13 protein-coding genes are annotated in these 13,514 nt (G+C 73.2%); 3 read left to right on the forward strand and 10 right to left on the reverse strand.

Annotation, left to right across the window (positions count from 1 at the left end):
- The 3 genes from pucL to ACFYSC_RS01085 all read right to left on the reverse strand — a co-directional run bounded on the left by pucL (window position 1) and on the right by ACFYSC_RS01085 (window position 2,052).
- A complete protein-coding gene (gene pucL, locus ACFYSC_RS01075) occupies window positions 1-954 on the reverse strand; it encodes a factor-independent urate hydroxylase (protein WP_389954886.1) in 954 nt (317 codons plus the stop codon).
- Window positions 955-962: 8 nt separating this feature from the next.
- Entirely contained in the window at window positions 963-1,277 is a 315-nt protein-coding gene (gene uraH, locus ACFYSC_RS01080; RefSeq protein WP_362934475.1) for a hydroxyisourate hydrolase, read from the reverse strand.
- 109 nt (window positions 1,278-1,386) lie between these two features.
- The gene (locus tag ACFYSC_RS01085) at window positions 1,387-2,052 is read right to left on the reverse strand and encodes a 2-oxo-4-hydroxy-4-carboxy-5-ureidoimidazoline decarboxylase (protein WP_389954889.1); all 666 of its coding nucleotides are present in this window, start codon (window positions 2,050-2,052) and stop codon (window positions 1,387-1,389) included.
- 153 nt (window positions 2,053-2,205) lie between these two features.
- Between ACFYSC_RS01085 and ACFYSC_RS01090 the strand changes: the two genes are divergently transcribed.
- Window positions 2,206-3,054, forward strand: coding sequence for a deoxyribonuclease IV (locus ACFYSC_RS01090; RefSeq protein WP_389954892.1), 849 nt, complete (start codon window positions 2,206-2,208; stop codon window positions 3,052-3,054).
- A 561-nt stretch (window positions 3,055-3,615) separates the two neighbouring features.
- Here the strand turns inward: ACFYSC_RS01090 and ACFYSC_RS01095 are convergent.
- From ACFYSC_RS01095 to ACFYSC_RS01105, 3 genes are all read right to left on the reverse strand, one after another.
- Window positions 3,616-4,383 (reverse strand): LytR/AlgR family response regulator transcription factor, encoded by a 768-nt coding sequence (locus tag ACFYSC_RS01095; RefSeq protein WP_389954894.1) that lies wholly within the window; start codon window positions 4,381-4,383, stop codon window positions 3,616-3,618.
- Window positions 4,384-4,476: 93 nt separating this feature from the next.
- Window positions 4,477-5,694 (reverse strand): sensor histidine kinase, encoded by a 1,218-nt coding sequence (locus ACFYSC_RS01100; RefSeq protein ID WP_389954898.1) that lies wholly within the window; start codon window positions 5,692-5,694, stop codon window positions 4,477-4,479.
- A gap of 49 nt (window positions 5,695-5,743) precedes the next feature.
- Complete coding sequence (locus ACFYSC_RS01105; RefSeq protein WP_389956283.1) at window positions 5,744-6,364, reverse strand: molybdopterin-dependent oxidoreductase; 621 nt, start codon at window positions 6,362-6,364, stop codon at window positions 5,744-5,746.
- 415 nt (window positions 6,365-6,779) lie between these two features.
- On the opposite strand from ACFYSC_RS01105, the gene aroF reads away from it, so the two are divergent.
- Complete coding sequence (gene aroF, locus ACFYSC_RS01110; RefSeq protein WP_389954901.1) at window positions 6,780-7,817, forward strand: 3-deoxy-7-phosphoheptulonate synthase; 1,038 nt, start codon at window positions 6,780-6,782, stop codon at window positions 7,815-7,817.
- A 29-nt stretch (window positions 7,818-7,846) separates the two neighbouring features.
- On the opposite strand, the gene thiI is transcribed toward aroF, so the two are convergent.
- Window positions 7,847-9,049, reverse strand: coding sequence for a tRNA uracil 4-sulfurtransferase ThiI (gene thiI / locus ACFYSC_RS01115; RefSeq protein ID WP_362934457.1), 1,203 nt, complete (start codon window positions 9,047-9,049; stop codon window positions 7,847-7,849).
- A gap of 527 nt (window positions 9,050-9,576) precedes the next feature.
- On the reverse strand, window positions 9,577-9,837 hold the full coding sequence (locus ACFYSC_RS01120; protein ID WP_389954905.1) for a hypothetical protein: 261 nt from the start codon (window positions 9,835-9,837) through the stop codon (window positions 9,577-9,579).
- Between the two features lie 71 nt (window positions 9,838-9,908).
- On the opposite strand from ACFYSC_RS01120, the gene ACFYSC_RS01125 reads away from it, so the two are divergent.
- Complete coding sequence (locus ACFYSC_RS01125) at window positions 9,909-10,082, forward strand: hypothetical protein (protein ID WP_362934451.1); 174 nt, start codon at window positions 9,909-9,911, stop codon at window positions 10,080-10,082.
- Window positions 10,083-10,641: 559 nt separating this feature from the next.
- Here ACFYSC_RS01125 and ACFYSC_RS01130 read toward each other — a convergent pair.
- Both ACFYSC_RS01130 and ACFYSC_RS01135 read right to left on the reverse strand, forming a co-directional pair.
- The gene (locus ACFYSC_RS01130) at window positions 10,642-11,667 is read right to left on the reverse strand and encodes a 6-phosphofructokinase (RefSeq protein WP_389954909.1); all 1,026 of its coding nucleotides are present in this window, start codon (window positions 11,665-11,667) and stop codon (window positions 10,642-10,644) included.
- 286 nt (window positions 11,668-11,953) lie between these two features.
- Window positions 11,954-13,498, reverse strand: a complete 1,545-nt coding sequence (locus ACFYSC_RS01135) for a N,N-dimethylformamidase beta subunit family domain-containing protein (RefSeq protein ID WP_389954912.1) — start codon at window positions 13,496-13,498, stop codon at window positions 11,954-11,956.
- Between the last annotated feature and the right edge of the window lie 16 nt (window positions 13,499-13,514).

The following is a 13,514-nucleotide window of genomic DNA, read 5'->3' on the forward strand; positions in this document are numbered from 1 at the left end:
TCACTCCCACGCGAAGCGGGCGTCGGGGGCCGCGTCGTCGAGGACCGTGCCCTCGATCAGCCCGTAGGGGCGGTCGGCGGCGTGGAAGATCTCGCCCGGGTTGTCCAGCCCGAACGGGGTGAGGTCCACCGCGAAGTGGTGCCGGTTGGGCATCGCCAGCCGTACCTCGCAGATCCCGGGGCACGTCCGGAGCACCAGGTCGCCCATCGCGTAGAGGGTCTGCTGCAGCGACAGGCTGTAGGTCCCGGCGAACGCCTCCAGCAGGCGGCTCCGCACCTCCTCGTACGACTCGCCGAACCCGTACGGCCGGGGCGGCCCTGACGCGCCGGATGACCCGGGCGGTTCGGGCGGTTCGGGCGGCCCGGCGGATCGGAAGCCGTCCGGCAGGTGCCGCCAGCGGGCCGAGACCTCGGTGGCGAGGACGCGGTCCCGGGTGGGCGGCAGGGTGGTGTACTCGTCCTGGATGAAGCCGTGGAACTCCGAGCCGGTGGAGTTCAGCACCACCAGGTCCCGCAGGCCGGAGACCACGGTGGAGGAGCCGTCGCGGTCGTGGTGGACGACGCAGGTGCGCGTCTCCCGCCCCGAGCGGACGAAGGAGTGCCGCTCGTCCCGGCCGTCCGGCGGGGGGATGCGGTCCCAGAAATACTCCTCGATCTCCACCCGGGCGTGGTGGATCGAGGGGTGGGAGTCCACGTGGTGGCGGGCCAGCAGCAGCGCGAAGTCCTCGATCTGGTCCACGCCGTGCTTCCTGGCGAAGGCGTAGACGATGTTCTTCTGCGTGTCGGTCGGCAGGACCGCGGAGTTGTCCCCGGTCAGGTGCGCGTCCTCCATGTCCCCGGAGAGGGACGTGCGGACGTTGAGGTCCTTGAGGTGGTGGACGGCGCCGTCCCTGACGACGCGGACCAGGCGGATCTCCGCCTTGCCGTAACGGTTGGGTCCCAGCACGACCGCCATGCCCCGTCTCAGCTCCCTCGGTACGTCGAATAGGCGAACGGGCTCAGCAGCAAGGGGACGTGGTGGTGCTCGGCGGGGTCGGCGACGGTGAAGTCGACCGTCACCTCCGGGTAGAAGGTCGCGATCCCCTGGGCGGCGAAGTACTCGCCGGTGGCGAAGACCAGCCGGTGGGCGCCCGTCTCGGTCGTCTCCCAGCCGCCGATCCGGCCGTCGGCGCCGGTGACGCCCTCGGCCAGCACCTTCCCGCCGTGCTCCAGCCGTACGGGGACGCCCGGGGCGGGCCGGCCGATCGATGCGTCCAGGAGGTGGGTGGACAGGCTCACGTACTCTCCTCTCCCGTGTCCGGGTGGTTTCCCGTGCCGGAGTCTCCGGGTCCTCCGGATCCTCCCGATCCGGCCGCCCGGTGGGTGCCCGTCCGGGGACGTCCGGCCGTCACGCCGTTCCCTCCGGGCCCTCCAGCAGCCGCGCCACGCGCAGCCGGGCGATCCCGGCCAGCTCGGCCCGGACGACGTCCCGCTCGGTCCCCTCGTCGTTGCGCAGCCGTTCCCGCAGGCGGTCCAGCATCTCCCCGGCGGTCAGGCCGGCGGCGCGGACCAGGTAGACGTGGCCGAAGCGCGCCTCGTAGGCGCGGTTGCCCTCGGCCAGCGCGGTGAGCACGGCGGGGTCCGCCCCGGCGACCCCGGACTGCTCCCGCCGTGACCAGGACGCCTCCCGCCCGCCCGCACCGGAACCGGACGCGCCGGGGCCGGACGCGCCGGGGCCGGACGCGCCGGAACCGGACGCGCCGGAACCGGCCACATCGGGGCCGGTCACGCCGGGACCGGGCGCGCCGGGCGCGGCTCCGTCGTCGCGGGGCGGCTCGCCGATCCTGGGGTGGGCGGCCAGCGCCGTCAGCACCTCCGGCCAGCTCAGGCCGAGCACGGCCTCCTCGACCGCCGACTCCAGCGCGGCGAGGTCGCGGCAGGGGCGCCGGGCGGCCACCTCCCGCGCGAAGACCGGGGACGCGCAGCACGACAGCAGCCCGGCCTCGGCCTCGGCGGCTCCGAGCGCGTTGAACCCGGCGAGTCCCGCCTCGGCGGGGGCGTCGATGTTCGGCATGTGAGCAGTACACACAGCGCCGCCGCGCCGGTCCAGCAGCGGGAACTCCCAACCGGGCCAAAGGTTGGTCCCGGTTTTTCGTGTCATGCTCCAAAACGCCGACGACGGAGGCGGCCGGGAAACGTCGGGGCCGGCGCATAAACTGACGGCACCATGTCTTCTCTCTCCCTCATCGGCGGACACGTCTCCGTCACCGGCGGCCTGGGCAAGGGCGGCCTGAAGTGCGCCGCCGACATCGGCGCCGAAATGATCCAGGTGTTCGTCACCAACCCGCGGGGCTGGGCGCTCGCCGACGGCGACCCCGCACAGGACGCCCTGCTCCGCGAGTCGGGCATGCTGTCCTTCGTCCACCTTCCCTACCTCGTCAACATGGGCACGCCGAGTGCCGAGACCCTGGAGAAGTCCACGGCCGTCGTCCGGCACGGTCTCCGGCGGGCGTACGCGATCGGCGCCCCCGGCGTGGTGGTCCACACCGGCTCGGCGGTCAGCCAGCCGCGCGACGACGCCATGCGCCAGCTCCACGAGCACCTGCTCCCCCTGCTCGACGAGATCCCCGAGGACGGCCCCGACCTGCTGCTGGAGCCGATGGCCGGGCAGGGCGCGATGCTGTGCGCGACCGTCCAGGACCTGGAGGCCTATCTCGCGGCCCTCGACTGGCATCCCAAGGCGGGCGTCTGCTTCGACACCTGCCACGCCTTCGCCGCGGGCCACGACCTCTCGACCGCCGAGGGGGTCGCCGAAACGCTCGACGCGCTGCACGCGATCGCCCCCGGGCGGCTCCGGCTGATCCACGTCAACGACTCGAAGGACCCCCACGGGTCGAAGAGGGACCGCCACGAGAACATCGGCGCGGGTCACATCGGCATCGACCCGTTCGCCGTCCTGATGCGCCACCCGGTCGCGGCGGGCATCCCGCTGTGCGTGGAGACCCCGGGCGGCCCGGAGAAGCACCGCGAGGACATCGAGCTGCTGAAGAAGCTCCGCGACACGCCCGGCGCCTGACGTCCGCCGTCCCCTCCGGACCGCCGCGCCCCCCGTGGCGCGGCGGCCCCCCGCCGCCCGCGCCGCCCCCCGTGGCGTGGCGGCTTCCGCGCCGCCGGGCGGGTCGTGCCCGCCGGCGGGGCGGAACGGGACGCCCGTTCCCGCGATCCGGCCGCCCCCGCGGACCGGATCACGGCTCCCCGCCGCCTCAGGGCGGCGCGGGCGTCCCGTCACACCGGAGCCGGCCGGGCCCTCCCCCGATGTCGGAGCCCGGCGCGGGTGGCCGCAGGAATCGGCCACCCGGAAATCCCGTCGCGTCAGACCACGTCAGGGGCCTTGCAGGCCCCTCGTCCCCCCGCTGACCCGGCGGTTTCGGCTCTCCGGTGTGTGAGAACACTAGAGCGGCGCCCCGGCGGGTGAACCGGGGTTCCCGCGCAGCGCGGTCAGCGGCGCGTAGTTGTCGCCGTACGGAGGGTGGCGGCGCGACGAGCGGCGCCCGGGAGACGACGAGCGGTCGCCGGAGACCCCGTGAACCCCATCCGCACCATGAGACACATGAGCATCGGGCGTCCGGACTCACGATCAGCCGGCCGCGCCGGAGGGCACCGGCCGGTCCTGGAACTGGCGGACGAGCCGCTCGCGGACCTGCCGGGTGTGGCGGCGGCTGACCGGCAGGGTCTCCTCGCCCACCTGGAGCACCACCCGGCCGCCGTCGAAGCGCAGCTCGCTGACGTGCCGCGCCGAGACCAGCGTGCTGCGGTGGACGCGGATGAAGCCCGAGGCGGCCCAGCGCCGCTCCAGCGCGGCCAGCGACATCCGTACGAGGTAGGCGCCGTCCACGGTGTGCAGCCGGACGTAGTCGCCTTTGGCCTCGGCGAACCGGACGGTCTGCCGGGCGACGAACCTGGTCCGCCCGCCCAGCTCCACCGGGATGACGTCCTCGGCGGGCGGCTCCGCCTGGGCGGGCTGCAGGGACGCCGCGGACTCCAGGCGGCGCACGGCCTCGGCCAGCCGGTCGGCCCGCACCGGCTTGAGGAGGTAGTCGACCGCCTCCACCTCGAACGCCTGGAGCGCGCAGTCCTCGTGGGCGGTGACGAACACCAGGCGGGGAGGGTTGGGGAAGGCGCCGATGAGCCGGGCCAGGTCGAACCCGCCGAGACCGGGCATCCGGACGTCGAGGAACACCCCGTCGAGCCGCGCCCCGGAGCCGACCATCTGCACCATGTCCTGGAGCGCGGTGACCCCGCCCTCGGCGGTGGAGACGTGCTCGATGCGGGGGTCCTGGCGCAGGAGGTAGGCCAGCTCCTCCAGCGCGGGGACCTCGTCGTCGACGGCCAGGACTCGCAGCATGCCCCCACGCTGCTCCCAAACCGCGCTCACCGCAAGAGACATGTCAACTTTAGGTAATGCTATGACTACAAATAGCTATTGGAGGAGAGCGGCTCAGGAGACGAGCTTGGGGACGCGCAGCCGGACGGTCGTCCCCGCGCCCGGCGCGGTCTCCAGGACCAGCCCGTACTCCTCACCGTAGATGCGGCGGAGCCGCACGTCCACGTTGGACAGGCCGATGCCGCCCTCCCCGCACCGGTCGTCCCGCCCGGCGCCCGGAATCGTCCCGGCTCCGGCGCCCAGGAGCGTCCTGGCGCGCTCCGGGTCCATCCCGAGGCCGTCGTCGGCCACGCTGATGTGCGCCTCCCGCCCGGCGTCCACGGCCACCACCCGCACCCGCCCCGCACCGCCGCACAGGGCGGTGCCGTGCTTGATGGCGTTCTCCACCAGCGGCTGCACGCACAGGAACGGGACCGGCACCGACAGCACCTCGGGGGCGACCTCGACGGTGAAGCGGAGCCGGTCGCCGAACCTGGCCCGTTCCAGCTGCAGGTAGCGGTCCACGCAGTGCAGCTCGTCGGCCAGGGTGGTGAGGTCGCCGCCGCTGCGCAGCGCGTACCGGGTGAAGTCGGCGAAGTCGACCAGCAGCTCGCGGGCGTGCTCGGGGTCGGTGCGCACGAAGGAGGCGATGGTGGTCAGGCAGTTGTAGACGAAGTGCGGGGAGATCTGCGCGCGCAGCGCCCGCGTCTCCGCCTCCGTCGCGCGCCGCCGGGAGGAGTCCAGCTCGGCCAGCTCCAGCTGGGCGGAGACCCAGCGGGCCAGCTCGGCGACGGTCCGGACCGGCGGCTCGCCCGCCCCGGCGCCGTAGGCGGCCAGCGCGCCCACCACCCGGCCGTCCACCGTCAGCGGCGCGACCGCCGCCCCCCGTACGGCGCAGCCCGGCGTGCCGCAGGCCGCGGCATCCCCCGCCTCGGCGAGCGGACGGCCGGCGGCGAGCGCGGCGCGGGCGTGCCGGACCGCGTGGCCGCGGTGGCAGCCGGCCGCGCCGTCCCAGGCGAGGACCTCCTCGGTGTCGATCACCGCGACGGCGTCGGCGCCCAGCAGGGCGCGCAGATGGCGGACCGACTCCCGGGCGGAGCCGCGGCTCAGGCCGGTCCGCAGTGACGGGGCCGCCCGGGCCGCGACGCGCAGGGTGGCGAAGGTGGCCGCCGCCGCGTCCGTCGCCTCCTCCGGTGGTCCCTGCGGGTTCCGGCGGGTGGCCGCCCACCGGGACAGGACGAACCCGAGGAGCACACTGGCGGCGCACAGGAGCGCCCAGCCGCTGGTCGACATGACGCAAACCGTAGTCAAACCATTACGGTCCATCACGGGAAAACCTGGATCAGGGGGGACCTTCGCCTGGTTCCTCCTGATACGAGTAGCGCTGCTCGCTCCAGGGGTCGGCGACGTTGTGATAGCCGCGGTCCTCCCAGAAGCCGCGCCGGTCCTCGACCATGTACTCCACGGCCCGCACCCACTTGACGCTCTTCCACGCGTACAGGTGCGGGACGACGAGCCGGACCGGGAAGCCGCGCTCGGGGGACAGGGGCGCGCCGTCCAGCTCCAGCGCGAAGAGCGTGTGGTCGCGGGTGAAGTCGGCCATCCGCACGTTGGCGCTGTAGCCGTACTCGGCCCAGATCATCACGTGCCTGGCCTCGGGCGCCGGCGGGGCCAGCTCCAGCAGCGTCGCGGCGGCCACCCCGCCCCACTCGTTGCCCATGATCGAGAACTTGGTGACGCAGTGGAAGTCGGCGAGGACCGTGGCGCGGGGCAGCTCGGAGAACTGCGGCCAGGTGAACCGGTGCTGATCCCCGGAGGCGGTCGCCCCCATGACCTGGAACGCCCACGTCGCCGGGCGGAACGTCGGCACCCTGCCGTAGTGGATCACCGGACGGCCCCGGGGGACGTACTGCCCCGGAGGCAGGCGAGGTTCCTCCCGTGGAGGTTCGGACTGCTCCACCATCATTCCCCTCGCCTTCCCCGACGGCACGGGGTAATCCTGCCACCGCGCCTCCGGCGGCCTTCCGGTGCCCCCTCCCGCGGTCGGCGGCGCGGACCGGCGGCACGACACGGGGCGGCGCGACGGGGCGGCGCGGGGCGAGGCGGCGCGGGGCGGCCGGTCCACGGCGCGGGGATGACGGTCCGCGGCGCCGGACGCCGGCCATGCGCTAGTATTGCCCGCGATGCGTACCGCGTTCTGGTTTTGGTATGGCGACGGACCCGTAGGTCGGACCGATCGCCACCGGATGCTGCGCTGACATCCAGGCGAACGAAGGCCCCGGGTCCACCAAGGACCCGGGGCCTTCGCTTTCCCCGGGGCCCCTCGGAGGATCTCCCGCCGGCCTTCGGCGAACTTCCAAAGGTTCCTAAGGAGAGACATGGTCATCGTCATGAGCCCCGGCGCGACCCCCTCGGACATCGAGGCGATCGTGGAGACCATCGGCACGGCGGGCGGCGAGGCGTTCGTCAGCCGGGGTGTGAACCGCACGATCATCGGCCTGGTGGGCGACATCGTCCGGTTCGAGGCCCTCGACCTGCGCGCCATGCCCGGGGTGGCCGACGTGATGCGGGTGAGCACGCCGTACAAGCTGGTCAGCCGGGAGAACCATCCGGAGCGGTCCACGGTCCGGGTCGGCGGCGTGCCCATCGGGCCCGGCACGGTGACCCTCATCGCCGGCCCGTGCGCGGTGGAGACGCCCGAGCAGACCCTCCAGGCCGCCGAGATGGCGAAGGCGGCCGGCGCGACCCTGCTGCGGGGCGGCGCCTACAAGCCCCGCACCTCCCCTTACGCGTTCCAGGGCCTCGGCGAGGCGGGCCTGCGCATCCTGGCCGATGTGCGCGAGGAGACGGGCCTGCCGGTGGTGACCGAGGTCGTCGACGCCCACGACGTCGACCTGGTCGCCTCCTACGCCGACATGCTCCAGGTCGGCACCCGCAACGCGCAGAACTTCGCCCTGCTGCAGGCGGTCGGCGGGGCGGGCAGGCCGGTCATGCTCAAGCGCGGCATGAACGCCACCATCGAGGAGTGGCTGATGGCGGCCGAGTACATCGCCCAGCGCGGCAACCTCGACGTCGTGCTGTGCGAACGCGGGATCCGCACATTCGAGACCGCCACCCGCAACACCCTGGACGTCTCGGCCGTGCCGGTCGCCCAGCGCCTGTCGCACCTGCCGGTGATCGTCGACCCGTCCCACTCCGGCGGCCGGCGCGACCTGGTGCTCCCGCTCGCCCGCGCCGCCATCGCGGTCGGCGCCGACGGCGTGATCATCGACGTCCACCCGCACCCGGAGCAGGCGCTCTGCGACGGGCCCCAGGCGCTGGTGGACGGCGACCTCACCGAACTGGCCGACGTCATGCGACGCTTCCCGGCGCTGCTGGGCAAGACGGCCGCCGGTGAGCTGCTGACGCCCGCCTGACCCCGCCCTCCGCGCCCCGCCGGACCGGCTCAGCCCTCGATCTTGTACTCCTGGAGGGAACCGGCGAGCTGTACGGCGAGCTCCTCGGCGTCGAGCCGCTGCTCGATCCGCCTCAGGTCGGCGACCTTCGCGGCGGTCTCGGCCCGGCGGGGCGCCAGGAGGGTGCAGCAGTCCTCGTCGGGGAGCTCGGAGATCTCCAGGGTGCCGATGCGCCGGGCCTCGGCCATGATCTCCGTCTTGTCCAGGCCGATGAGCGGGCGCAGGATCGGCATGTCCACGGCGTCGTCCTGGGCGGTGATGTTCTGCAGGGTCTGCGAGGAGACCTGGCCGAGGGAGTCGCCGGTGACCAGCGCTCCGGCGCGGAGCCGCCGGGCGACCTCCTCGCCCGTCTTGAGCATCAGGCGCCGCTGGGCGATCACCGCCAGGCGGTCCTGCCCGGACGCCTTGATCGACTGCTGGGCCTTACCGAACGGCACGACCCACAGCCGGGACCTGCCCTGGAACTTGTCCAGCGCCCGCACCAGCGCGTACGCCTTGTAGATCGACTCCGACGTGGTGAACGGGATGCCGGAGAAGTGCAGGAAGTCGACCCGCAGGCCGCGGCGCATCATCCGGTAGGCCGCCACGGGCGAGTCGATGCCGCCGGACATCAGGACCAGGCCGCGGCCGCTGACGCCGACCGGCAGGCCGCCCTGGCCGGGCAGGCCCCCGGTGAAGACGAACACCTCGTCGCGGTCGACCTCGATGGAGACCACCAGGCCGGGGTTCTTCAGGTCGACGGGCAGGCCGTAGATGTCGTTGAGCTCTCCGCCGACCGTACGGTCGAGCTGCATGGACGTCAGCGGGAAGCGCTTGTCGCGGCGGCGGGAGCGGACGGCGAAGGAGACGCCGCGCCGGACGTCCTCCCGGTCGGCCAGCAGCTCGATCGCCGCCTTGGTCACGGCTCCGGGGTCCTTCTCCACCCGCCAGGCCCGGTGGACCCAGACCAGTCCGGGGACGTGGGAGAGCCGCCGGGCCACCTCGTCGGCGACCTCGACGCCGGTGCCGTCCGGCAGGAAGACCGCGATGACGCCGTGGCGCTGGCGCACGTCCGGTTTCGGGCCGAGGTCCTTCAGCGCCGCCTTGATGTTGGACTGAAGCCGCCGTTCGAAAAGCTCGCGGTTGTCCCCCTTGAGGACGACCTCGCCCAATTTGAGCAGCACGCAGGGCTCGCCCAAGGCGGACATGGTCATGGTGCAACCTCCGGTGGCGCTTCGAGGGGAATGTAGGGGTACGGCCAAGTCTGGCGCGGTACCGCGTAAAGGCAATGGCTCGACCTCGCCACTTTAGTCGCCGTCATGACCTGTCAGCGCCCGCGCAGAGGCGGGACGGGGCCGGGAAGCGGGCGCGCGAACGGGACACGGGCGGGCGCGAGCAGAGCCGGAGCGGGGCGGAACGGGACCGGAGCGGGGCGGAGGTCCGGGGCAGAGTGAGACGCGTCCGGGACAGGGTGGCGCGGGCAGGGCGCGAGTCGAAGAGCGGGGCACGGGAGCGCAGGGACAGGCCGCGGACGGCGCGGGAGCAGGCCACGGACGGCGCGGAAAACGCCGAATGGGAGAACACCGCGCGAGAGAACATGGCGCGGGAAAGCCCGAGCGGAAAACCCGAGCGGAAATCCTGGGCGGAAAGAACGGACCGACGGCGCGCGGAACGGCTCCGCGGCGCGGGCGCTCCTTCCCCGCACCACTCGGGGCGGGCGGAAAAGGAGCGCAACGGCCGTTCAGCGGCTCTTCGGCATGGGCGCCGGCCGGGGCGGTTCAGCCGCCACCACCGCCGCCGCCGCCTCCACCGCCGCCACCGCCGCCTCCGCCACCGCCGCCACCGCCGCCACCGCCGCCACCGCCGCCTCCGGCAGTGTTGATGTTGGTATTGGTGTTGGAGACATTGGCGCCACCGCCGCCTCCACCGCCTCCGCCACCGCCACCGCCACCTCCGCCACCGCCTCCACCGCCTCCACCGCCGCCTCCGCCACCGCCGCCACCTCGGCGGGCGTAGCACCTGGCGGGATTCCTCTTCTTCCAGCAGGGCGTCGCCGCGGAGACGACGGCGGACGTGGAGGAGACGGTCTCGACTGTGGTTCCGGCGCTGGCCGGCTGGGCGGACATCGTCACGGGGACGGCGAGAGCGGAGGCCAGCAGCGCGCCGGCGGCGATCGCGTTCTTCGTCTTGATCATGGGAGATCACTCCATGTCGTACGGGGCCGGCCCGGCCGACACCCGGGGCTGAGTGAGACGTGGAATCGGCGCCGGAGAAGGCGCCGGAGCGGCACAGAACCGCAAGTCCCACGGTAAATCGCAGCAAGTCCGACGCTCATCACACCGAAGCAAAAGCATTGATCCGCACGAATTACCTTTCGATTCAACCGCGAAACAGAAAGGAATCGACCGGTCACCTTATGTGACAACGATTCGGCGGAGGGCTTTCCCGGCGAAGATTCTCAGCGGCCCCGGAAGGCAACGGCCGGGTAGGTCGTCACGACCCGGCCCGGCCGTCTGGGGGAAATGATTCCGTCCGGCTTCTGGGACGGAAAGGCGGGGGTTACCGCCGTTTGGGAATGACGACGGCGTCCGTCGCGGGCGCGCGTCCCACGGGAGGGGCGGAACGGAGGAGGGCCCGCGGAGACGTCGTCCTCCGCGGGCCCTCACCGGCGGCCGGCCGGCACCGGATCCGCCCGTTCGGCCGACCCGGCGACTCCCGTCGGCAGGCCCGGCGACCCCGGTCATCCGATCCGGTGATCTCCATCGACCGGCCCGGAGACCTCTGCCGTCCGGCCCGGTGGCTCCCGTCAGCCGAAGAAGACCTCCGCCTCCTCGTAACGGCCGACCGGCACCGTCTTCAGTTCCTCGGTGGCCTCGCCGAGACCGGCCCGGACGATGTCGGTGCCCCGGAGCGCCACCATGACGCCGAACTCGCCGTCGTGGACGGCGTCGATGGCCTGCAGCCCGAACCGGGTGGCCAGGACCCGGTCGAAGGCCGTGGGTGTGCCGCCGCGCTGGATGTGGCCGAGAACGGTGGTGCGGGCCTCCTTGCCGGTCCGCTTCTCGATCTCCTTGGCCAGCATCTCGCCGATGCCGCCCAGCCGGACGTGGCCGAACGCGTCGAGCTCGCCGGCCTGGAGGGTCATCTGACCCTCGATCGGGTGGGCGCCCTCGGCGACCACGATGATCGGCGCGTACCGGGTCTGGAAGCGGGACTCGACGTAGGCGCAGACCCGGTCGATGTCGAACGGCTTCTCCGGGATGAGGATGACGTTGGCGCCTCCCGCCATGCCCGCGTGCAGGGCGATCCACCCGGCGTGGCGGCCCATGACCTCGCAGATGAGCGCCCTGTGGTGGGACTCGGCGGTGGTGTGCAGGCGGTCGATCGCCTCCACGGCGATGTTGACGGCCGTGTCGAACCCGAAGGTGTAGTCGGTGGCGTTCAGGTCGTTGTCGATGGTCTTCGGCACACCGACGACCTTGACGCCGCGGTCGAAGAGCTGCTTGGCGACGCCGAGGGTGTCCTCGCCGCCGATGGCGATCAGGGCGTCGACCCCGGACTCGGCCAGGTTCGCCTTGATCCTCTCAACGCCGCCTTCGATCTTCAGGGGGTTGGTCCGGGAGGAGCCCAGGATGGTCCCGCCACGTGGCAGGATCCCCCGGACCGCATTGATGTCCAGCGGCACCGTCTCACCTTCGAGCGGGCCGCGCCAGCCGTCGCAGAATCCGACGAACTCATGTCCGTAGACGCCCACACCCTTGCGCACGACGGCGCGGATCACGGCGTTCAGTCCGGGGCAGTCGCCGCCCCCGGTTAGCACTCCGATACGCATGGCATCCTCCGGTGGTTCCGAAACAAGACAGCCAGAACGAGTGGGGTGACACGACCGGCGAGGTCTCCCGCGCCGACCTCACGCATTCTGCCTGCTGAAAGACCAATGGTCTAGACCAAATGGAGGAGACTTCGACGTTGTCCGCGCCTCCCGTGCCGGTACGCCGCGGGCCCGCTCCCGGATGTCCGCCGCGACGGGCGGGGCCGGTGCGGCCCGGGATGCGCGAGGAGATACCTTCCCGCATCCGGGCCGCGCGACACGGGTACGGCCGTACGTTCCGGGCCGGTCAGCGCGCGCCGAGGCCCGCCGAGGCGAGGTTGTCCACCGCCGGGTGGCTGCGCCCGGCCGGGCCGGCGGCGAAGGCCCGCAGGATGTTCACCGTGCTGCGGCGGACGAACGCCCTGGCCCGCCCGGTGACGCCGTGCCCGCATCGGGCGCCGCGCAGCGCGCAGACCCAGCGCATCGTGCCGGAGTTGAACACCCCCGCGCCGCTCGGCGCGGTGTAGTAGGCGCTGTGCGCGACCGTGGACCGCCCGCCGCAGTCGACGGGCGAGACCGACAGCACCTCCACGGGGCGGGGCGCGTTCAGGCCGATCCGGTCGGTCTCCACCCCCGCCATTCCGGGGAAGCGGGTGCCGCGCCGTACGCCGGTGCCCTGGAAGATCCAGCTCCGCGGGCGGTGGACCACGTAGGCCGCCTCGGCGGGATAGCAGTCGTACATCGGGCCGGTCAGCGAACTCTCGGGACGGCGGTCGCGCCACAGGCCGGTGCGGGGGTCCTCGGCGGTGTCCTTGTGGCAGACGACCAGCCGGCCGGGGCCCAGCGGCGTCGCGGCGAACCTGATCCGCCAGTAGACGGCGTTGGCGCCGAGGAAGGCGATGTTGACGCCCCTGTCGCGGGCGGTCTCGACGACGCGGCGCATGCGCGGCGACCAGTACTCGTCGTGCCCGAGGGAGACCAGGCCCCGGGCGCCGTCGAGGGCGTGCGGGTCGTCGTCCAGGTCAACGCTGGTGAGGTAGGCGAGCGGGACGCCGGTGCGCTCGGCGAGGGCGATGGCGTCGTACTCCATGTCCAGGAAGAGCCGGGCGCCGGAGGTGTCGTAGGGGCGGTCGAAGCTGACCGCCCGGGAGCGGTCCTCGAAGCCCCCGGGACCCAGGTAGAGGCTGCGGCCGCCCCAGTCGTTGTACGCCTGCCAGGTGGTGACCGCGTTGACGACCGCCGTCCGCCCCCGCGCCGAGGCGGACCTGACGGTGACGGGGACGTAGCGGCCGCCGCCGGTGGCGGCGTCCAGGCGGATCAGGTAGGAGCCCTCGGGCCAGCCGGTGGTGTCCACCTCCGGGCCCGGCCGCCAGCGGGCGGCGGTCACCGTGCGGGTCGCGGCGACGACCTTGGGCGCCGGCTGCCGGACGCCGGGCAGCCCGGCCACCCGCCACACCCGCCGCGCGCCGGCTCCGCCGTACCAGCCCATCCGGAAGGCCGTGGCGGTGTAGCGGTCGGCCGTGGTCGAGACGTACAGCCGGAACCTCTCCCCCGGCAGCACGCTGACCCGGTCGGCGAACCCCTCGATCTCGTGCGCGGCCCCGAGGCGGCGCAGCCGCCAGTGCGGGTCTCCCGGCCTGGCGTTCTCGGCGGCCGTGTCGTTCCCGGCGGCGCCGCCGGGACTCCCGGGGTCCCCGGCGGCGCTCCCGCCGCGGGCATCACCGGGCGCGGCGGGCCGGGAGCCGGAGGGCGCGAGAGTGCTCGCGGGGTGGTGGGCGGCGGTCGCGCACCCCATGACCAGTGCCGTGGTCATCAGCAGGGTGACCACCAGATGCGAGGGCGTGCGGGACATGCCCGGCATCATCGCC

Source organism: Streptosporangium sp. NPDC004379, assembly GCF_042873875.1.
GTDB lineage: Bacteria > Actinomycetota > Actinomycetes > Streptosporangiales > Streptosporangiaceae > Streptosporangium.